The organism is Exiguobacterium sp. s39 (assembly GCF_018618925.1).
GTDB lineage: Bacteria > Bacillota > Bacilli > Exiguobacteriales > Exiguobacteriaceae > Exiguobacterium_A > Exiguobacterium_A abrahamii.
Genome location: NZ_JACSNA010000003.1, coordinates 177,311 through 198,748 on the forward strand (window position 1 = coordinate 177,311; position 21,438 = coordinate 198,748).

Sequence of the window (21,438 nt, forward strand, 5' to 3'; positions counted from 1 at the left end):
GTCCGACCTCCTCATCCTCTATTTTTCTCATCATTGTATTAATACCCGTTTTGAAGCAGTTTGTTCGGATCAAAGCGATAGATGACGAACCGCTCGTCATGATTTTTTTCATAGATGTCTCGTAATCGAATCTCATCGACTTGCTCGAATACGGTATGGCGCTCCAAGTACTCCCGGTATTCATCGGTCGGGTAATACAAGATGAGATCAACCGAACGCGGGGAACGTTCGACCGAACTTAAAATGTGATCGATCACTTTCATGAAAATTTGTGAAGAGAATGGATTGAAGAAATAAAACTTATTCGTCTCATCCGGAATGGCATACTGCTCGGCATACGTCTGTTCAAATCGCAAACTTCCGGAACGCCGCTTCCGTCGACTTTGGTAGTTCGCCATATTCCGGAGTGCGTCCTCGTAAAATTGTCCGTTCATCTCGATTCCGATGACGGAACAATCGAATCGGTCGTGTAAGTAAAAGTTCAAACGCCCTTTCCCACACCCGAAATCAATGACCGTGTCCTGTTTTTGAAACAAATACGTTTCGCATAATTCGTCTAGTGCCGCATAAGGCGTTGGTTCATATCGATTGTAGTGACTAAACACACCATAAAGATGTTGCATCTCAATGGTCTCGATTCGTAATCGTTGATCGTATTCCTGTTCATTCATCGTCTTTTGTTCCTTCTTTCCGGCATTCTTTCCCTCATCGTACTATACTGAAGAAGTACGTTACTCGTTTTTTGAAAGGGGATTTTATGATGATCGTCGTTACGAACCGGATTAAAGTCAAAAAAGGGATGGCTGCCGCTCTCGCTCCTCGTTTTACGCGTCCAAGTGGACTCGATACGATGGACGGATTCATCCGCGTCGAGGTCTTATTGACGCAAAATATCGAAGAACACGATGAAATGAACGTCAACATGTACTGGGAAGACATGAAGAGTTTTCAAGCATGGCGGGAGAGTGACGATTTTAAAGCGTCACATAGTCGACCTGCGAGTAGTGAGGCAGGAGAATCGCCAATGCTCGGCAGCGAGATTCTGACTTATGAAGTCGCTTCGGTCAAAGAACGCGCATGATGCACGAAAAGGACTCGTATCGAGTCCTTTTTTATATACCTATATACAAATAGTGAAAGGGTCGAATTGTCACAAATGGTATTATTTGTTATCATAGTGCCATTACAGAGAGAGAGGGTCCTTCATGAATTCATTAACTATATTTGAACAAGCCATTCGTAGCTTACCTGACGATCGTACGTTACGACGTGATGAATTATGGACGGACGATTTTTTATTGCAACAGGAGAACGAGCTGACCGTCTATTACTCTCCGATTGGCGAATATGTCAATACTGAAGCAAAAGTCGTCATCATCGGGATCACACCAGGTTTTGAACAGATGCGAATCGCTTTCGAAGAAGCGACAGATGCCCTCCATCATGGTGTTTCATTAGAAGAGACGGCACGCCTCGTCAAATATACAGCAAGCTTTGCCGGAACGATGCGACGTAACCTCGTCCAGATGCTCGATACACTTGAACTTCCAGCATTGCTCGGAATCGAGACGACGGCTAGCTTATTTCATCAACATCAGAAATTATTGCATCCAACGTCACTGTTAAAGCAACCCGTCTTTTATCGCGAAAAGAATTACTCGGGTCATCAACCGAAGATCAATCGTAGCCCTTTATTAAGGCACTACGCGGAAGAACACTTCGTCGCTGAGATCAATCAGTTACAAAAACCAGTGTTATTAATTCCACTCGGTCGGGTCGTCGAGACGCAAGTCCGTGGATTGATTCATGATGGACGAATCGAACAGCATCAGCTTCTTTCCGGATTCCCCCACCCATCTGGCGCGAACGGTCATCGAAAAAAACAATTCGAGGAAAACCAAGCCTATTTGATGAAACAGCTCATTCAACATTTTGCTGAATAAACAACTTTATCTTAAATTATCAGAATATATGGTTGAATCGCTTCTGAAATACATGATAAAGTGTCCATAAGAACAGAATATGACTATTCTATCGATGAGGTAGAGGCGCGATTTCAATCAGTACTTGGTCCGAGGATGACAACGAAGACGACTACAGGAAAGGTGACATCGCCGAAATGACAGTATGTGTCGAGCATATCGTCGTTGGTCGATTCGGGAAACACCCGATCGATTGCCATACATAACAATTGTATGGAGCGCTCCAATTCGGCTAAGAAAGACGCATCCAGCGAGGGTGTCGGCTTTGTTGCCGGTGCCCTTGCTTTTTTTGTGCCGCGGGGTCTCATCTTTAAGCCATTTATTAAAGAGGAGGATATTTTTCATGGTCAACTATTCAGATTCCATCATTGCCCTTGTACCTGCTTTACTAGCTATCTTATTAGCCATCTTTACCCGAAAGGTCGTTCTTTCGTTAGGTGTCGGTATTCTCGTCGGTGCCCTGTTACTCCACCGTTTTAATCCGATCGATACGGTAACCTATCTCGGCAAGAACATCTTCAGCCTCTTTTGGGCAGACGGTGCCTTGAACGAGTGGAACGTCTTATTGCTTGTCTTCTTGTTATTGCTCGGCGTCCTTTCCACGCTCATTCAGACATCAGGTGGCGCTCGTGCCTTCGGTGAATGGGCTTCTACTCACGTCAAGACAGCGCGTGGTGCACGCTTAGTTGCCTTCGGACTCGGTATCTTGATTTTCATCGATGATTACTTCAACAGTCTCGCTGTCGGCAACGTCAGTCGTCCGTTAACGGATCGCCGTGGTGTCTCACGTGCAAAGCTTGCCTATTTGATTGACTCAACAGCTGCGCCTGTTTGTGTCATCAGTCCGCTTTCGAGTTGGGGCGCATTCATCATCTCCATCATCGCCGGTATCTTAACGACGCACTCGATTACGGATTACTCAGCGTTTAGTGCTTTCATGATGATCGTTCCAATGAACTTCTATGCGATTTTCGCGTTACTTTTAACACTTTACATCGCTTATTCTGGCGTCTCTGTCGGACCGATGAAACAGCATGAACGCCGTGCCGCGAATGGTGAACTTTTTGATGCGTCAAAAGGAACACCGATGGGGATGGCAAAAGAGGTCAACGAACATACGAACGGAAAAGTCCGGGATCTCGTCGTTCCGATCGTCGTTCTTGTCATTGCTACGATCAGTGCGTTACTCGGAACAGGTGCTCAGGCACTTGCAGCCGACAACCGCCCGTTTACTTTAATCGGTGCATTTGAGGCAACGGACGTCACCCGTTCCCTCGTCGCAGGTGTCGTCATTAGTTTGATCGTTGCCTTCCTGATGCTTATCGGTCGGAAAATTCCGGGCCGCGATTACCGTGCAAGTATTGTCGCTGGTATGCGTTCGATGTGGCCAGCAGTCGTGATTCTGTTATTCGCTTGGACGATCATCGCTGTCATCGGTGATATGAAAACCGGTGACTATCTCGCGAGCTTCGTCAGCAACTCGATTTCTGCGTCGTATTTGCCGTTCTTATTATTCTTGATTGCCGGCTTGATGGCATTCTCAACAGGAACAAGTTGGGGCACATTCGGGATCATGTTGCCAATCGGTGCGGATCTCGTCATGGCTGTCGATGCCTCACTCTTGTTACCGACGCTTGCTGCTGTTCTTGCTGGATCTGTCTTCGGTGACCATTGTTCACCGATTTCCGATACGACGATCCTCAGTTCGACAGGGGCTGGATCCCATCATATCGATCACGTTACGACACAATTACCGTATGCGCTAGTCGGTGCCGTCACTGCGGCAGTCGGTTATTTAGTCATCGGTTTCACGGAGTCTTCAGTCTTCGGTTTCATCGGAGCTCTTGTCACATTCGTACTCTTTGTCGTCGTCTTGAACGTTCTCTCGAAAAAAGGCGAAACCGCTTCTGATTTACAAACAGATTAATGTAACACTGTACGAAAAAAGGCATTGGATGCGCGCATCCAATGCCTTTTTTACATCTATTCGTTTCATACCATCAATAAACACACATCATTTGCGAACGCTACTGGATCCTCGAGTGGAAGCCCTTCGACAAGCAATGCTTGTTGATACATCAGTTTTGTATAGCGCTCGAATTTCGAACGATCGTTTTGATATGCCGTTTCAAGAGACTCGAACACTGCGTGTGACGGATTCAATTCAAGAATCTTGACCGCTTCTACCCCTTCGTTATTCGGCATCGCCTTTAGGATTTTCTCCATCTCGATCGAGACGGCGCCGTCCGTCGCAAAACAGACGGGATGCGATTTGAGACGCGTTGAGGCTTTGACTTCCTTGACTTGTCCACTTAGGACTTCCTGCATAGCTTGGAACATCTCTGCTTGTGCGTCCGTCGTCTCCGCTTCTGCTGCTTCAATCCCTAAGTCGCTGCTTGTGACCGACTTGAACGTCTTCTCGTTATACGTCACGAGCATCTGAATCGCGAACTCATCGATCTCTTCCGTGAAGTACAAGATATCATACCCTTTATCACGAACGAGCTCGGATTGTGGTAATTTATCCAGACGATTCGTACTCTCACCAGCAGCGTAATAGATATGTGCCTGATCTTCCGGCATCGCTGCGACGTATTCTGCGAGTGTGATCAACTTCTTCTCCTTGGCTGAGTAGAAGAGGACGAGGTCCTGCACCTGTTCTTTATGCATGCCGTAATCATTATACATACCGAACTTCAGCTGACGTCCGAACGCTTGATAGAACGTTTCGTACTTCGTACGATCCTCGCGCAGGAGGGCTTCGAGTTGTGTCTTGATCTTACTTTGGATGTTTTTCGCGATCAATTTCAATTGACGATCGTGCTGCAGTAACTCACGCGAGATGTTGAGCGATAAGTCTTCCGAGTCGACCATCCCTTTGACGAAACTGAAGTGATCCGGCAACAAGTCGCTGCATTTTTCCATGATCAAGACACCGTTGGCATAGAGTTCAAGACCCTTTTCAAATTCCTTCGAATAATAATCGTACGGCGCTTGCTCCGGAATGAATAAGATCGATTGATAACGAACAGCGCCGTCGACACTGATATGAATGTGTTTCGCCGGTGTGTCGAAACCATACCGCTTCTCTTGGTAGAAGTTCGTATAGTCTTCGTCTGTCAGTTCCCGTTTGTTCTTCCGCCAGATCGGCACCATGCTGTTGATCGTCTTGACGACTTCGACCTCTTCCGTCTCGTCACTGCCTTCGATCGGCTGACGTTCGAGTTCCTTCATCTCGATCGGATAACGGATGAAATCCGAGTATTTTTTGATGATGCTACGTAGACGATATGTCTCGAGGTATTCGTCATACGATTCTTCTTCATCGTTCGCCTTGATGTGGAGTGTAATCTCCGTTCCGACGGTTTCCTTGTCGACTTCCTCGATCGTATAACCTTCGACACCACGCGATTCCCATTTATAAGCGACTGCACTGCCGAACGGTTTCGTAACGACGGTGACGACGTCTGCGACCATGAAGGCAGAATAGAATCCGACACCGAATTGTCCGATGATATCATGACCATCTTGTGCTTCATTCTCTGCCTTGAAGGCAAGCGATCCACTCTTCGCGATCGTACCGAGATTGTCTTCTAGTTCTTCCTTCGTCATTCCGATTCCCGTATCACGAATGATCAGTTGACGTGCTTCTTTATTTGGTTCGATCGTAATTTTGTAGTGTTCCTTCTCGAACGAAATCGTCTCGTCCGTCAATGCTTTATAGTACATCTTATCCATGGCGTCACTTGCATTCGAGACCAATTCGCGCAGGAAAATCTCCTTATGCGTATAGATGGAATGAATCATCATCTCCAGCAATCGTTTTGATTCCGCCTTAAATTGTTTCGTTTCCATGCTCATTCTGCCCCCTCTTTTTTAGCACTCAATCATATAGAGTGCTAATTCATCTCCTATTATTAGGGAGTTCGAAATATCTGTCAATCTCCTTTTTCACTGTATGTCGTGACTTTTTCAAGGACGATCATTCCGATCTGACGTAAGTGTTCTGCTGACCCATAGGTGCCATGGCTGACGCCGTTTTCATCCTTTCGATTACCGAGACCGATGAACTGTTCACTCGGTTTGAAATGGAGCCCGACGACGGGTACCTGAAATCGTGACGAAAAGCCGACTTGAAAGATCGCGTCCGGGTAATCCGTTGGTCGATAGGTCGTCCAATCGATGTCTGGTTCGAGCTTCGCAAATCGTTCCGTGTGTTCCTTACCGAGCAGGATGATTCCTTTTATCGAAAACAGTTCAAGCAGGCGTAACAAAAATGTCTGACCGAACGGACTATCTTCCAACACGCTGCGTTCTTTGATCGCTCCCATGTAATGGTGTGTCGGAAACGGGAAAAAATCCAAATGAATGACTGGATCAAACGTCTTTTCGTAAAACGACGCACCGAGTCCGTTCAAGAATCCTTCGAGCTTCCCCCCACCTGGTCGACCGAACCAGGTCCGGTACACATTTGGTTGTTTGAAGTAACGATTGAAGCGTCGGATCGAATCCGTCAGCGTTTTCTCCTGCAGATAATCCTCCCATGCCATCGACTTCGGACGTATGAAAAGCGGACCATGCTCGTCAAATCGTAATGTACCTGTTCGGTCTAAAAACTGCGATCGAGATGGGTTCGTCGCGATTGTCACCCAACTGCTACGTGTCGCATCACCAAACCAGAGGACCGGTGTCGTTTGGTCGATCAATTCACTTGCGAATGCACTCTTCTCGAGTGTCATTTGGTACTGGACGGCTTCGTGTAATAATTTTTTGGCAAGTTGCCATTGATCGGATGTCAGCGTTCTCATCTCCCTCTATACAGCGATTGTGCTGTTGTAGATGTACCCCCTATCCTCTATTACTAGACGCATCGATGGGTTTAATCTCCATTTCTCCGGGAATGTTTCATAAGGTGAACGATACGACTTAGGAGGGATTTAACAATGGGTAGACTCGATCAAAAAGTAGCTGTCATTACCGGCTCGGCAACAGGGATTGGACAAGCGACTGCACTTGTCTTCGCAGAACAGGGAGCAACGGTCGTCTGTGCCGATGTCTCACTTGAAAAAGCACAACAAACAGTAGAACAGATTACACAACAAGGTGGGAAAGCGGAAGCCGTCCATGTCGATGTCTCAGACGTCGAGAGTGTCGAGCAACTTGCGAAGCACGTCAAAGAGACATACGGTACGATCGACATCCTCTTCAACAATGCCGGAATCGATGAACAAGGCGGGAAAGTCCACGAGTATCCAATCGATCTCTTCGACCGGATCATCGCGGTCGACTTGCGCGGTACATTCCTCGTCAGTAAATTCTTGATTCCATTCATGCTTGATAACGGTGGGTCAATCATCAATACGTCATCGATGTCTGGTCGCGCAGCTGACTTGAACCGATCCGGTTATAACGCAGCGAAAGGTGGGATTGCGAACTTCACGCGCGCGATGGCAATCGATTATGCGCGTCATGGCATTCGTGTCAATTCGTTATCACCAGGAACAATCGAAACACCACTCATCGATACACTTGTCGGTGAAAAAGAAAAAGAGCAAGGTAAACAGTTCCGCGATGCGAACGCTTGGATCACACCACTCGGACGACTCGGTAAACCACGCGAGATGGCAACGGTCGCTCTCTTCCTCGCTTCTGATGACAGCTCATATGTCACAGGTGAGGATATCACAGCAGACGGTGGTATCATGGCTTATACATGGCCGGGAGAGATGTTGATTGATTCGAAGTGGAAAGACGAAGCAGAAAAAAGTGAATGAGCAAGGTACGGTGTAACCCTCTGGTTGCACCGTTTTCTTTTATCTCAAGACGTTCAGCTCCCTAAATTATTTTCCGAATTCGTTTACCTCCCTGAAGTATTTTTATCAGGGTACAGGATAGGTAAAGGGGGAAATACTTATGCAAACAGCAATTAATTACTTACAACGATGTCTTCAAATTCCAAGCGTTAATCCGACGGACGGAGAGGAAGCCGTTGCACGTTATGTGTACGATGTACTAATTGATCATCACATCTCGACAGAATGGATCGAAGTCTCATCGAAACGGATTTGTCTCGTCGCGACCGTTCCTGCGAGTGAAGAGGTTTCACGCCCTTCCGTACTCGGGCTATCTGGTCATCTCGATACGGTTCCTGTGCAAGGAGACGGCTGGACGAAAGATCCATACGGTGGTGAAATCGAAGACGGACGCATTTATGGTCGTGGGGCTTCGGATATGAAGTCAGGTGTCATGGCGATGGTGCAAGCGCTCATTCAATACAAGGAACGTCAAAACCGTCCGAACACCGTCAAACTTCTGATTACATCCGATGAAGAAAATGGCATGACAGGAGCTCGGCATTTGACGGAACAAGGGCATGCGGATGATTTAGATGCTCTACTGATCACAGAACCGACGAGTGGGATGATCGGTTATGCACAAAAAGGTGTCGTTGGGATTGAAGTAACATGCCGTGGGAAAAGTGCACACAGCTCTGCTCCTCAACTCGGACGTAATGCCATTGATGACGTATATCGCGTCATCCAGGAAGTGAAGTCGGAACGCTTCTCGATCACAGTGAATCATCACCCGGCGCTTGGTCCGGTCGTTGCGTCAATCACCTCGATTTCAGGAGGCGAAGGACCAAACGTCGTTCCGAGTCAGGCTTCGTTTTATATGGACATCCGAACGATTCCTGGATTCGGTCGGGTCGACGTTCTTGCTGCCTTTACGGATATTGAGCGTCGACTTGTTGCAGAAGATCCTGACTTTGACATGAGCGTGACCGTCATCAAGGATATTCCTTCCTGTGAAACCGATGAACAAGCGCCTTTCTTGCAACAGGTCGCAGATACGATGGAGCAGGTCAGCGGCGTGACACCACGAAAAATCGCCATCCCAGGTGGAACGGATGGTGCAATGTTCAGCCAAGCAAAAAAAGCATTCCCGATCGCGATTGCTTCTTTCCATGATTTCCGTCTCGCGCATCAAGTCGATGAGTCGATTCCGTTATCCGAATATGAACAAACGATTGCGTTTTGCTTTAACTTGATCAACACACCATTACATCAATCACTTCCATCGCTTTAAATAAAAAAGGGACGACTTTTGGGTGCAATACCCAGAGTCGTCCCTTCTACTTTTACTGTGTTTAGTTTAGTACACACCAAGCTGTGCCAACGCCTCACTTAAATAACTTTGATCACTGCGAAACTGATGATTCGTTTGTCCGTCAGACCAACTGATGAAGACACGACCAAGCCGGTCATACCGTAAACAGAGACAAATCACGCCCTGCTCGAATACGACTTCTCCCTGTAACGACTCATGGACGCGAGCAAAGTTACGGATGAACGTATCATATTGATTAAATGTAACTGAAAACTCGTGTTCACTATCTTCTCCCGTCATTTGAATCGTTAGTTCCTCTTGTTTAGGATATACGTGTAAGATGTCCCACGATACACTGCTTTCTTCTCCTCGAAACACGATGCGATGCTTCATTCGATTTCCTCCTTTATGTACAAGGATTTTCGCTTTCTTTTCTCGAAAGTAATCGATATCTTCTTCATCCGAAAGGAGTCTGCTTATGTCTGATACGCCAAAGACAGGTCCTACTGAACAGTCCGTTGATGCATTTCTGGCACAAGTCGAACCACCACTACGTCAAGCAGATGGTATCACGTTACGTCAGTTCTTCGAAGATGTCACGGGATACGAAGCCGTTCTTTGGGGGTCTTCCTTGATTGGTTTTGGTGCCTATCATTATCGCTATGCCTCTGGTCACGAGGGCGACAGCTTTTATGTCGGTTTTTCTCCGCGCAAGACGAACCTCGTCCTTTACCTCGCGCTTGGTGAAGACGATGTATCGGAACGACTGCTTGCCACTCTCGGTACGTATCGACGCGGCAAGTCCTGCCTCTACGTAAAACGACTGACTGACATCGATTTAAACGTCCTTCGGGAAATGATTGAGCACTCGATCCGCACGTTAAGAGACATGTACCCGTCTTGATTTCAATCAAAAACAGCCGAAGCGGATTCGCTTCGGCTGTTTTTTGAAATTAATGTCCGCCTTCCGTCCGATCGATATGGCGAATGTGTTTGAGATTGACCCCGATGATGATGACGGATAAGAGGACAAAGCCACTTCCGACATAAAACGGTAGGTTTGCGTTGAAGATTTCAGCCAATTTACCGGCCATGAATGGCGCGATGGCTGCCCCGAGAAAACGTAGGAAACTGTATGCCGCAGATGCTGTCGAACGATCGACAGGTGCTGCGTCCATGACAGCTGTCGTGATGAGCGTGTTGTTATTCCCAAGCACGGCTCCCGCCAAGATGACACAGACGATGACGACGGCTGGTGTTTCCGTGAAGATCCCCATTAATAGAAGTAAGATTGCGAATGTGATCAACATCATGACCATCGCTTTGATTGTTCCGAACCATTGTTTCAGTTTCGGAGCCGTTAAGACCGATGTGATCGCAAGCAACATTCCCCAGCCGAGGAAAACAAATCCGAGTCCTTGCGCTGGTAGTTTCATGACGAATGGCGCATAAGCCATGATCGTGAAGAACCCAACGTTATAAAGTGCCGCAACGATCCCGAGCGTCAAGAGTGAACGATGCTTCATCGCTTGAAACGGTGCTTTTAATGATAACTTCTGTTTTGGTGCAGCAGATGCTGCTGGTTTTGGCATTAAGAAGAGCAAGACGAGGAACGCGATGACCATGATCGTCGCAACACCCATGAATGGGGCGCGCCATGTGATTGAACCGAGCGTTCCGCCTAATAGTGGTCCAATCGAAATCCCAAGACCAACGGCTGCTTCATATAAAATGATCGCTTTTGCTGTTCCACCTGACGACAGAGAAACGATCGCAGCGAGTGCTGTTGCAACGAATAAGGCATTACCAAGCCCCCAACCACCGCGTAACGCGACGAGCGTCCAGATGCTGTCAGCTTGTGAAGCAAAACCAGCAACGATTGCGATGACGGCGATCCCGAGCATCAATGTTCCTTTTTGACCAATCCGTGATGAGATCGCGCCTGTAATCAACATCGCGAATGCCATGACGGCGTTATAACTTGTAAATAAGAGCGTTACTTCACTTTTTGACGCTTCTAAATTCTCGGCAATCGTCGGTAAGACCGGATTGACGAGCCCCATTCCCATGAATGCTGTGATACTGGCGAAAAAGACTGCCCAGACAGCAACTGGTTGATGGAATAATCCATGTTTGCTCTCTGCTAATACCGTTTCCGGCTCAAGCGTCGTTGTTTTTTCAGCAAGTGCCATAATGTCCCTTCTTTCTATTGGATGTGTTACATGAACTGTTTAAACGAATGGCGGATGACGTCGCCTCGACTAATGATCCCAACAAGCCGTCCTGCTTTCAGGATCGGAAGCTTTTTGATCCGTTTTGCGCCGAGCGTTGCTGCAATCTCTTCCATTTCTGTGTCAGCGTCCGCAGTTACGACTTTCCGGCGTGCCAGTTCCATGACAGGTCGATTCAAGATATGACGAATCCGATCTTCATAATCTTCTTCGTCTCCTTTGATGACATCTACATATAAGAATGTATCGACGATGATGTCCTTGTGTTTTCCGATCGCGCGCATGATATCTCCATCACTGATATACCCGACGACCTCCTGCTCAGCATTGATGACAGGAACGCCGCTAATACCAGATTGAATGAATCGTTCGATGACCGTCCGAATCAGATCTGTATCGTTTACCGTGATGACCTCTTGTTTCATCGACTCATAAGCTTTCATCTGAATTCTCCTTTGTCGTTCATTTCTCATATGAAAAAGTTGTATGATACAATTAAAAGAACAAAAATGATTGTATAATACAACTACAACTCTGTCAAGCCTCCTGCTTTTCGCATTGACAGCTTATCCACATTGGGTAATCATGAGGGACAGAGAGACCTTATTGAAAGGGGAGATACCCGATGTCTCAACAAGCACTCGAAACCATTGAATTGGAGTTAGCGATTCTGATCCGGCGCTTGACGACAGCGACGGCAGACAATCGTAATTTAGATCGTGCTTCCTACCTCTTACTGCGACAACTAGCGGATTCCGGCAACGTCGGTGTCAAAACACTTGCCCGTGAACTCCAGCTTGATGTCTCGACCGTCAGTCGCCAAGCTGCGGCACTCGATCAAAAGCAACTCGTTGAAAAAGTAAAAGATCCGACAGATGGACGTGCCTTCTTCTATCACATTACGGATAAAGGACAAGAAGAGCTCACGATTTACCGGACAGCGCGCCTCGCGAGCATCGAACGTCTCCTGACGGATTGGCCATCAGACGATGCCGAAGATTTTGGACGTCTATTGCAACAATTCAACCGTGCCTTGCGCGAGCGGTAACGAAATCACACCATTTAAAGGAACGGACGCGAAATCAATCGATTTCGCGTCCGTTTTTTCGTCATTCTTCATGATGTATGAGAAACCTGACAAACCGAACGAATTTGTGCGATATGTTCAGGTGACGTTCGGCAACAACCACCGATCAATCGTGCCCCTGCCTCATACCATGTCTTCGCGACGGTTTGGAACGATGTACACTGATTCGTACCTGACCACGTTTTTGCGACCGGATCATAGACCTCACCAGAGTTCGGATAGACGATGATTGGCACATCCGTCAACGCCTTAAGGTGACGGATAAAGTCGGTCGCGTAAGATGCCGGAAAACAATTTGCACCGATTGCTGCGAGCTGTGGATGTTGTCCGACCGTTTCAATACACGTCGCAAGTGCCGTTCCTTCACTAATGTGTGTCGCATCTTGAAGCGAGAACGTCAGCCAAGCGGACACTTCCGGATACGCTTCGAGAATCCGGAACAACACGACAGCTTCCTCGAGCGACGGAATCGTCTCAAATGCCAGCAGATCAGCCCCCGCTTCAATCAATGCTTCGATCCGTGGTCTGTGGAAGGCTTCTAGCACATCTGCTGACACTCCATAATGACCGCGATACTCAGAACCATCTGCTAAGTAGGCACCATAAGGACCCACTGATCCCGCGATCAATGCGTCACTCTTTCCGCTACGCGTACGTGCGTTTTGCGCCAAGGTGACCGTTTGTCGGATCAGCGCCTGTGCTTCCTCTGTCGTGATATGACGTTGCTTGAACCCTTCGATACTTGCTTGATAGCTTGAAGTGATCGCAACATCGGCACCTACTTCAAAGTAGTCACGATGGACGTGTTCGATTTGTTCCGGTGCTTCGATCAAGAGACGTGCTGACCAAAGCGGGTCGTTCAAGTCGAATCCCTTCTGTTCAAGTTCGGTTGCAAGGGCACCATCTAAAATAAGAAAGGGAACTTCCTGTAATCGTTGATCAACTGGATTTTTGATTCGGGACATCTTCAACACTCCGTTTCTGAGAAGAATTCGTGAACGCATGAACGACATAACAGATCACGATAAATGGAATACCACAGTACAAGGCAATTCGTTGTGTCGGATCAAATCCGATACCAATCAAGGAAATCAAACAAACGACGAAAGCGGCGATCGGTACGAATGGAAAGAGTGGTGTGCGATAGACCAATTCGTCGACCGTATGCCCTTCACGAAGAAATTGCTTCCGGAAGCGATACTGGGCAACGCTGATACTCATCCAAACAACGACAACAGCGAGACCGGAAATCGAGACGAGCGCGATATAGACACTTCCTGCTGCATAGATGCTAGACAGCAAGGCAAGTCCTCCGCCAAGCATGCTGAACAATACGGCTCGAAGTGGAACCCCACTTGGCGTCACCTGGGCGAAGAAGCGTGGAATCATGCGTTCGTTCGCAAGCGACCAGAGCATCCGAGAGGCGGCGTAAAGTCCAGAATTCGCTGCCGACAAGATCGCTGTCAAAATGACGAAGTTCATCACGTCTGCCGCATACGGAATTCCGATCCGTTCAAACACGGCGACGAACGGACTTTCGAGTACACCTTTCCCATCCGTTGGTAATAAGACGGCTAACACGATGATCGTACCGACGAAAAAGAGGACGAGTCGCAAAATTGTCGTCCGGATCGCAAGCGGAATCGTCCGTTTCGGATCGACTGCTTCACCCGCTGCGACACCGATTAGTTCCGTTCCCGAGTAAGCAAAGTTCACGGCAAGCATCGTCATGAAGATGACGAAAGCGCCATTTGGGAACAACCCGCCTTCGGTTAACGAAGAAAAGAATGGAGCCGGGCTACCATCTTGCAGTGGAATGAAGCCGACGATTGCTCCCGCACCGAGTAAAATGAAAGCAATGATCGTCACGACCTTAATGGCGGAAAACCAAAACTCGACTTCAGCGAACACGCGAACTTTCAAGACGTTAATACCGAGGATCATCGCAGCGAACAATGCGCTGAACACCCATACAGGAATCGACGGGAACCAACGTTGCATCAAAATGCCTGCTGCCGTGAATTCTGAACCAAGGGCGACCGTCCATGTCAGCCAGTAGAGCCAGGCCACTGTATAACCGGTGCCGGGTCCGATGTACTTCGTTGCGTACTTATGGAATGATCCGGTTTCCGGCATGTGCACGGCGAGTTCACCGAGACTTAACATGACTAAGTAAACGACGACGGCCCCAATCAAGTAAGACAGAATCGTTCCGACGCGTCCTGCTTGTTCCAACGTATAACCTGTACTTAAAAATAATCCTGTTCCAATGACACCACCTAACGACAGCATGATCAGATGACGTGATTCCATCTTGCGTCGAAACGCTCCGCTCGTTTTCATGAATCCATTTCCTCCTCGTTCCAACTATTCCAAACAAAAAACGCATCCTCACGGATGCGTCGGTCGACAATTCGGAAATCTTATCGATCGGGTGCAGCACCCGCAGGAATTAGCACAGTATCTTTCGACCTGTTGCTGAGGTTTCATAGGGCCAGTCCCTCCACCTCTCTGGATAAGTATGTAATTGTTCCTAACCCTATCAAGTCTTTTTTAAATTGTCAATACAATTCAGAATACTCCTATCAAAAAAACATTCCGCATCGTATCAATCCGGAATGTTTAAAGGGTTACTTTTTGGCGAATAAATCCGCTGTTTTCAAGGCTGCACGAACCGCTTTCCGATTCAATGTTCCTTGCTGGTGCTTCATTTTCTTCGTTTGGGCAGCCAATTGCGCTTTGAGCGCCGCAATCTCTTGATCCTTTTGAGCCGTTCCTGTTTGTTTCTGCAATGCTTTGATTTTCTTATCTTTTTCAGCTAATTGTGCTTTTGTTTGTTTTTGCGCATCCGCAATCTTCTTCTCTTGTTCCGGGAAGAACCGTTCAAAACGAGCGACTGCTTCCTCAAGACTTACGCCAGAAATCGGCTGGACTGGTGGGAGCAACTCGGTTTGCGCCATTTGACGGTCAAACGGTACATTCTCAGGATAGTTCGTCTCTTGATAAATATGCTCAAGATTGTTCACGTTCAAGAAGTCAACGAAGTTGTCGAAGTTACGCGCTTGAACACGTGCCGGACTTTGGAAGTCAGCATTTGCTACGACGTCGGATAATTGTGTATCCGCTTTGATGTCGTTCGCCCAAATGTGCGTCAACTGATGGTAATCCGTCAATTCGCGCATCCGTGCATCTTTTGGAATGAGGATACTCGGCGTACCCGCAAGTGTCGCTGTGATGTTTCCGTGTAAACGAGCTCCAAAACTGAGGTCTGCTTGACCGATGAAATCAAACCATGTCTGTGCGTTCAAGAAGAAACGGACACGATCGTTCATATAAGCAGGATTCGACATCTTCACCGGATAGTTCGTCACGGACAAGTCTGCGATTGGGTGCGTTCCTGTATACGTCAACTTCAGTTCCTTCATCCACTGTGGAATGAAGTAGTGATTCGGATACTCTTCCATCCCGCGCGTAATGAAATCAAGAACGTTTTGTGGTGCCAAACGTGACGAGTTGACTGTAATCATCGACTCGGACGTGATATTTGTTTCGCGAATGTTCAAATCACGACCGAACGCGTACATCGAAGGACATCCGATAACGCGATGATCGATCCCTTCGCGGAAACCAAGACGTGTTAAGTATTTCGACGTGATCTCCCCGCGAAGACCTAGCATGCTCGAGCGCTCGAGAACGGCACTGACGAACGCTTTGACATCTTCATCGAATGGGAATCCACCATCTAAGTCTGGTTCAAACGGTGCACGTAACCCTACACCGATGACGACGACTGGAATTTTTAATTTTTTGATGAGACGTGTATATTTCCGTAACGTCGGTACGAATTCTTTTCGGAATGCATCCGCTAACGGAATGACATAAAGATCAAAGTTGGCATTGATTTCGTCTGCCCGTTCTTCGTCGTAATAGTAATAGTCAGGTGTAATCGTCGTACCTTCTGTCATCAACGTCCGAAAGATACTGTATTGATAGATAAGATTTCCAACGTTTCCTCCAATGGAATTATGTTTCATCAAATAAGGAGCATCGAACTGTTCGAATGGTGTCATACCTGCACGAATAATAATACGTTTCATAATGGATAAACTTCCCCTCTCGTCTGCTTCATTCGTCCTTGCAAGAAAAAAATACGGAAAAATATATTATCAGTTTTTTTCAATCTCATTAAGAATAGATGAACTTTATTTCGGAAGTCAACGATTCCTAAGGGAAACAGGTCTTTCGTCATCAAAACGAAACATTTGCACCACACCATCATTTTTCTAAAATAGAAAAATGTGACTATTTAGTCGTTTCGAGATACATGCGTAAATTCGCTTCGACTAATTTCAAGGCATGCATCTGATCAGTCGTAGCAGGCTTTAATAATTCACTGAAAAAATGTTCCACTTCGACGGGCTGACCCTTTTCCATGTCCCGTAACATCGATGATTTCATCGTATCTTCCATTGCATGCATCTGCTTCAGCAAGACCGCTTCTACATCGTCATTAAAGACTGCCCCTTGTTTTTCCATCGCCTGTTTCGCTTCCGCCATGACGTCTAGGATCATTTGACGTCCAACAGCTTCTTCCCGAATCGGACCGATTGCTGAGCGAAATAGCGTCGTCACGCCCGCGAATGTCGAAATGAAGAGATACTTTTGCCACATGTCATCCATGATATGCATCGAATACTTCATTGGTGCCTTCGCTTTCGCAAAACACGCTGCGATTTTCTCTAGACGCGCTGTTGGTTTACCGGTTCGTGAACCAAATAGCAGCCGATGCGACGGGCTTGTCTGTACAATGCGCCCTTCTGCATCAAGCGTCGACTCAATAAAGCAAAGACCACCCAAAACTCGATCTTCTCCAAAGACTTCTGTTAATCGTCGAATGTGCTGCATGCCGTTCAACAAAGGAATGATATACGTCTCGCTCGAAACGAATGGCGCGATGTCCTGTAGGACGTCATCTAAGTGATAGGCTTTCGTCGAAAGCAAGATGACATCAAATGCACGATCCAGTCGCATGTCTCGTGTTATCAACTGAGGCGTAATCGTCATATCGCCATGAGGACTAGTGATGTGTAGTCCTGTTTTTTGTAGTTGTTCATATCGATTCGAACGGACGAGGAATGTCACCTGCTCCCCTTGCTCAGCAAGACGACCTCCGAAATAGCCTCCAACTGCCCCTGCACCTACAACTAACATGTTCATATGTACTATCTCCTCCTTACCCGTTCTGTGCGTTGCTTACTCCTTCACCCTAACATATTTGGAACCGATTTCCTGATTTCTGCGTGGATCGATCCGTTTTAAGTTAAGCGTTTGCATTTTAGAAAAAAACGTATATACTAACTTGTATACAAGTATACTCACTTTAGAAATCAGGTGATTCCATGTCAGAAATGTTATACCCCTTGAAGTGGTTATCAAAAGCTTCCGCCGGAGATCGTGTTGCACACGAGCTACGGATGCGCATCATTTCAGGAAGGATTGAAAGCGGTAACATCTTATCTGAGAACAAATTAGCCTCTGATTTTTCAGTCAGTCGCTCGCCTGTCCGTGATGCATTAAAGGTCCTTGCATCCGAACAATTGATTCGTCTCGAGCGGATGGGAGCAGTCGTCGTCGGTTTGTCTGAGCGCGACATTCAGGAAATCTATGATGTCCGGCTACTCATCGAAACGTTCGTCTTCGAACGACTCGTCAAAATCGAACGGGCAGAACTCGTCCGAGAGCTCAGTAAAATTCTCGAAATGATGAAGGTTGCCATCAAATACAAGGATGCCGATGAATTCTCCTTCCAGGATGTACTGTTTCATGAAACGATCATCCGCTCGATTGATCATGGATATGTCAGCATGATTTGGCAAAATCTCAAACCGGTCATGGAAAGTTTCATCCTCCTATCGATGCGGGTACGATTCGAGGAAGACATCGAAGACTTCGAACGCATCCTCGCGAACCACGCCTTGTACATCGAAGCGATCGAGACAGGCGACCGTGAACGGATGGTTGCTTCCTTACATCAGAACTTTGATGACGTCCAGGAAGTCGAAGATCTCTGGAAAACGCAACAAATGATGTCGAAAGGAGTCGATTCACATGACTGAATATATGTTAGGCGTCGATATCGGAACGACGAGTACGAAAGCGGTCTTATTTACGACAAAAGGAGAGGTCATCGGACAAACGAACGTCGGTTACCCGCTCCATACACCAAATCGCTCGACGGCGGAGCAGGATCCGGAAGAAATTTTTGATGCTGTACTCGAATCAATCCGCTTGATCACGAAACGTCATCCGAGCATGCCACCAAAGTTCGTCGCGTTCAGTAGTGCTATGCACAGCTTGATCGCAATGGACGCACAGCATCAACCATTGACTGCCTGCATCACGTGGGCAGACAGTCGGAGTGAAGCATGGTCGAACAAGATCAAGGAACAATATGGTCTATCGATCTATCACCGGACCGGAACACCGATTCATCCGATGTCACCGCTCAGCAAAATCAGTTGGCTCGTCGAAGATCGTCCGGAGCTCCATGCTCAAACGAAAAAATATGTCGGGATCAAGGAATTCGTGTTCCAAAGACTGTTCGGCAGATATGTCATCGACCACTCTCTCGCTTCAGCGACCGGTCTTTTCAACATTCATGAATTAGGCTGGGATACGGGCGCGTTACACGTCGCAGGGATCGATGCAAGCTACTTATCGGAACCCGTACCGACGACGACGACATGTACCGAACTAAATGCTGATTACGCACGACAAATGGGACTCTCCATCGATACGCCGTTCCTAGTCGGTGCCAGTGACGGTGTCCTTTCTAACTTAGGTGTCAACGCGATTCGCAAAGGGGAAATTGCGATCACGATCGGAACGAGCGGTGCCATCCGAACGATCATTGATCGTCCGCAGACCGATGAAAAGGGACGTACGTTCTGTTACGCGCTGACCGAGGACCACTGGGTCATCGGCGGACCCGTTAATAATGGTGGAATGGTCTTACGGTGGATCCGAGACGAACTCGCTTCAGCAGAAGTCGAGACAGCAAAACGCCTTGGCATCGATCCGTACGCTGTTTTGACGAAGATTGCCGAACGCGTCCGTCCTGGATCCGACGGGCTATTGTTCCATCCTTACTTGTCCGGTGAACGTGCGCCGCTTTGGAATCCGGATGTCAGCGGTTCGTTCTTCGGTTTGACACTTTCGCACAAAAAAGAGCATATGATCCGGGCGGCACTAGAAGGCGTCATCTACAATCTCTATACCGTCTTCCTCGCCCTAATCGAGTGCATGGACGGTCCCGTGACACGGATTCAGGCAACAGGTGGGTTTGCCCGGTCCGAAGTCTGGCGCCAAATGATGGCGGACATCTTTGAATCAGAAGTCGTCATTCCGGAAAGTTTTGAAAGTTCATGTCTTGGTGCTTGTATTCTTGGACTGTATGCGACAGGGGAAGTCGATTCGTTCGAAGTCGTCTCTGAGATGATCGGGGAAACGCATCGCCATGTACCAAATGAAGAAGCGATGCATGAATATCGTCAGCTCTTACCAATTTTCATTAGTCTAGCGCGGACATTGTCTGAGGATCACAAACGAATCGCTACGTATCAACGGAGCTTGATTCAAGAAGAAAACTAACTTAATCTTTTGGGGGAAGTCATCATGCCTTTAGTCATCGTAGGAATTGGGATTGTCGCGTTGCTCGTTCTCATCATGGGGTTGAAATTAAATACGTTCGTCTCACTCATCATCGTTTCCTTTGGCGTTGCACTACTACTCGGCATGCCGCTCGATCAGATCGTCAAGACGATCGAAGCCGGTATCGGAGGAACGCTTGGTCACTTGGCACTGATTTTTGGTCTCGGTGCCATGCTTGGAAAGCTGATTGCTGACGCCGGGGGGGCGCAGCGAATCGCCATGACGCTTGTCGCCCGATTCGGGGAAAAGAACATCCAGTGGGCGGTTGTCGTCGCTTCGTTCATCATCGGGATCGCCCTCTTCTTCGAAGTCGGACTCGTTTTGTTGATTCCAATCGTCTTTGCGATTTCACGTCAGCTCCGCGTCTCGATCCTGTATCTCGGGATCCCGATGGTCGCAGCACTATCTGTCACGCACGGCTTCTTACCACCTCACCCGGGTCCGACCGTCATCGCCGGGGAGTATAAAGCCAATATCGGGGAAGTCTTATTGTATGGTTTCATCGTTGCTGTTCCGACCGTCATCATCGCCGGTCCTATCTTTACGAAAATCGCCAAACGACTCGTTCCTGAATCGTTTACACGGACAGGAAACATCGCGTCACTCGGGGAACAAAAAGAATTTGATTTAGACGAGACACCAGGCTTCGGCATCAGTGTCTTCACGGCGATGCTACCGGTCCTCTTGATGTCGGTCGCAACAATCTTCACGCTTTTACAAGAAACACTCGGTTGGGGTGAAAACAGTGTCATCTCGGCAATCGAGTTCATCGGGAACGCCTCGACGGCGATGTTGATTTCGTTACTCGTCGCGGTCTACACGATGGGGATCGCGCGTAAGATTCCGATGCAAACGGTCATGGAATCTTGTACGACGGCGATCGCCCAAATCGGGATGATGCTATTGATCATCGGTGGTGGCGGTGCCTTCAAACAAGTCTTGATTGACGGTGGTGTTGGAAAATACGTCGCGCACTTATTTGAGGGGTCGGCGTTATCCCCGATTCTACTCGCTTGGTTGATCGCTGCGATTCTGCGGATCTCACTCGGTTCCGCGACAGTCGCTGCCCTATCAACGGCAGGTCTCGTCATTCCGTTACTAGAGCAATCCGACGTCAACTTAGCGCTCGTCGTTCTCGCGACTGGTGCGGGTAGTCTGATCGCTTCACACGTCAATGATGCGGGCTTCTGGATGTTTAAAGAGTATTTCGGATTATCATTAAAAGAAACGTTTGCGACATGGACTGTGCTTGAGACGATCATTTCCGTTTGTGGACTTGGGTTCGTTCTTCTCCTCAGCCTCGTCGTCTAAGAAAAGGAGT

General features: G+C 47.7%; 20 protein-coding genes and 2 riboswitches. Of the genes, 10 read left to right on the forward strand and 10 right to left on the reverse strand.

Going from position 1 to position 21,438, the window contains the following annotated elements; translation table 11 throughout:
• Positions 1-38 precede the first annotated feature (38 nt).
• Complete coding sequence (locus KNQ11_RS14095) at positions 39-671, reverse strand: SAM-dependent methyltransferase (protein WP_214772331.1); 633 nt, start codon at positions 669-671, stop codon at positions 39-41.
• 89 nt (positions 672-760) lie between these two features.
• Between KNQ11_RS14095 and KNQ11_RS14100 the strand changes: the two genes are divergently transcribed.
• The 3 genes from KNQ11_RS14100 to KNQ11_RS14110 all read left to right on the forward strand — a co-directional run bounded on the left by KNQ11_RS14100 (position 761) and on the right by KNQ11_RS14110 (position 3,909).
• The gene (locus tag KNQ11_RS14100) at positions 761-1,081 is read left to right on the forward strand and encodes a heme oxygenase (protein WP_023469797.1); all 321 of its coding nucleotides are present in this window, start codon (positions 761-763) and stop codon (positions 1,079-1,081) included.
• A gap of 124 nt (positions 1,082-1,205) precedes the next feature.
• Positions 1,206-1,943: a uracil-DNA glycosylase family protein gene (locus tag KNQ11_RS14105; protein ID WP_214772333.1), complete on the forward strand. Its 738-nt coding sequence runs from the start codon at positions 1,206-1,208 to the stop codon at positions 1,941-1,943.
• Between the two features lie 92 nt (positions 1,944-2,035).
• Positions 2,036-2,214, forward strand: a riboswitch (Lysine riboswitch).
• A gap of 111 nt (positions 2,215-2,325) precedes the next feature.
• On the forward strand, positions 2,326-3,909 hold the full coding sequence (locus KNQ11_RS14110) for a Na+/H+ antiporter NhaC family protein (protein ID WP_214725178.1): 1,584 nt from the start codon (positions 2,326-2,328) through the stop codon (positions 3,907-3,909).
• Between the two features lie 65 nt (positions 3,910-3,974).
• On the opposite strand, the gene htpG is transcribed toward KNQ11_RS14110, so the two are convergent.
• On the reverse strand, positions 3,975-5,837 hold the full coding sequence (gene htpG / locus KNQ11_RS14115) for a molecular chaperone HtpG (RefSeq protein ID WP_214772335.1): 1,863 nt from the start codon (positions 5,835-5,837) through the stop codon (positions 3,975-3,977).
• An 83-nt stretch (positions 5,838-5,920) separates the two neighbouring features.
• Positions 5,921-6,790, reverse strand: coding sequence for a PDZ domain-containing protein (locus KNQ11_RS14120; RefSeq protein ID WP_214772337.1), 870 nt, complete (start codon positions 6,788-6,790; stop codon positions 5,921-5,923).
• A gap of 135 nt (positions 6,791-6,925) precedes the next feature.
• Here KNQ11_RS14120 and KNQ11_RS14125 point away from each other — a divergent pair, with 135 nt between their 5' ends.
• Together KNQ11_RS14125 and KNQ11_RS14130 are read left to right on the forward strand one after the other, a co-directional pair.
• On the forward strand, positions 6,926-7,756 hold the full coding sequence (locus KNQ11_RS14125; protein ID WP_214772339.1) for an SDR family oxidoreductase: 831 nt from the start codon (positions 6,926-6,928) through the stop codon (positions 7,754-7,756).
• Positions 7,757-7,895: 139 nt separating this feature from the next.
• Positions 7,896-9,068: a M20 family metallopeptidase gene (locus tag KNQ11_RS14130; RefSeq protein ID WP_214772340.1), complete on the forward strand. Its 1,173-nt coding sequence runs from the start codon at positions 7,896-7,898 to the stop codon at positions 9,066-9,068.
• 66 nt (positions 9,069-9,134) lie between these two features.
• Here KNQ11_RS14130 and KNQ11_RS14135 read toward each other — a convergent pair whose 3' ends face one another.
• A complete protein-coding gene (locus KNQ11_RS14135) occupies positions 9,135-9,482 on the reverse strand; it encodes a hypothetical protein (protein ID WP_214725184.1) in 348 nt (115 codons plus the stop codon).
• Between the two features lie 85 nt (positions 9,483-9,567).
• Between KNQ11_RS14135 and KNQ11_RS14140 the strand changes: the two genes are divergently transcribed.
• Entirely contained in the window at positions 9,568-9,993 is a 426-nt protein-coding gene (locus KNQ11_RS14140) for a DUF1801 domain-containing protein (RefSeq protein WP_214772342.1), read from the forward strand.
• Positions 9,994-10,042: 49 nt separating this feature from the next.
• On the opposite strand, the gene KNQ11_RS14145 is transcribed toward KNQ11_RS14140, so the two are convergent.
• On the reverse strand, positions 10,043-11,281 hold the full coding sequence (locus KNQ11_RS14145; protein WP_214772344.1) for an MFS transporter: 1,239 nt from the start codon (positions 11,279-11,281) through the stop codon (positions 10,043-10,045).
• A 26-nt stretch (positions 11,282-11,307) separates the two neighbouring features.
• Positions 11,308-11,763 (reverse strand): CBS domain-containing protein, encoded by a 456-nt coding sequence (locus KNQ11_RS14150; RefSeq protein WP_035395501.1) that lies wholly within the window; start codon positions 11,761-11,763, stop codon positions 11,308-11,310.
• A gap of 182 nt (positions 11,764-11,945) precedes the next feature.
• Here KNQ11_RS14150 and KNQ11_RS14155 point away from each other — a divergent pair, with 182 nt between their 5' ends.
• Positions 11,946-12,368, forward strand: a complete 423-nt coding sequence (locus KNQ11_RS14155; protein ID WP_035395500.1) for a MarR family winged helix-turn-helix transcriptional regulator — start codon at positions 11,946-11,948, stop codon at positions 12,366-12,368.
• 68 nt (positions 12,369-12,436) lie between these two features.
• On the opposite strand, the gene mmuM is transcribed toward KNQ11_RS14155, so the two are convergent.
• The 4 genes from mmuM to KNQ11_RS14175 all read right to left on the reverse strand — a co-directional run bounded on the left by mmuM (position 12,437) and on the right by KNQ11_RS14175 (position 17,624).
• Complete coding sequence (mmuM, locus tag KNQ11_RS14160; RefSeq protein WP_214772346.1) at positions 12,437-13,372, reverse strand: homocysteine S-methyltransferase; 936 nt, start codon at positions 13,370-13,372, stop codon at positions 12,437-12,439.
• On the reverse strand, positions 13,347-14,750 hold the full coding sequence (locus KNQ11_RS14165; protein ID WP_214772348.1) for an amino acid permease: 1,404 nt from the start codon (positions 14,748-14,750) through the stop codon (positions 13,347-13,349). The genes mmuM and KNQ11_RS14165 overlap by 26 nt, the downstream gene beginning before the upstream one ends.
• Before the next feature lie 77 nt (positions 14,751-14,827).
• A riboswitch (SAM riboswitch) is annotated at positions 14,828-14,929 on the reverse strand.
• Positions 14,930-15,037: 108 nt separating this feature from the next.
• The gene (locus KNQ11_RS14170; RefSeq protein WP_214772350.1) at positions 15,038-16,504 is read right to left on the reverse strand and encodes a polysaccharide pyruvyl transferase family protein; all 1,467 of its coding nucleotides are present in this window, start codon (positions 16,502-16,504) and stop codon (positions 15,038-15,040) included.
• Positions 16,505-16,709: 205 nt separating this feature from the next.
• Positions 16,710-17,624, reverse strand: a complete 915-nt coding sequence (locus tag KNQ11_RS14175) for a ketopantoate reductase family protein (protein ID WP_214772352.1) — start codon at positions 17,622-17,624, stop codon at positions 16,710-16,712.
• Positions 17,625-17,806: 182 nt separating this feature from the next.
• Between KNQ11_RS14175 and KNQ11_RS14180 the strand changes: the two genes are divergently transcribed.
• From KNQ11_RS14180 to KNQ11_RS14190, 3 genes are read left to right on the forward strand one after another with little or no spacing between them, the layout of a single operon-like run.
• Positions 17,807-18,523, forward strand: coding sequence for a GntR family transcriptional regulator (locus tag KNQ11_RS14180; RefSeq protein WP_214772354.1), 717 nt, complete (start codon positions 17,807-17,809; stop codon positions 18,521-18,523).
• Entirely contained in the window at positions 18,516-20,057 is a 1,542-nt protein-coding gene (gntK, locus tag KNQ11_RS14185) for a gluconokinase (protein WP_214725197.1), read from the forward strand. Before KNQ11_RS14180 ends, gntK begins: the two co-directional genes overlap by 8 nt.
• 24 nt (positions 20,058-20,081) lie before the next feature.
• Positions 20,082-21,428: a GntP family permease gene (locus tag KNQ11_RS14190; RefSeq protein WP_214772356.1), complete on the forward strand. Its 1,347-nt coding sequence runs from the start codon at positions 20,082-20,084 to the stop codon at positions 21,426-21,428.
• Positions 21,429-21,438 lie beyond the last annotated feature (10 nt).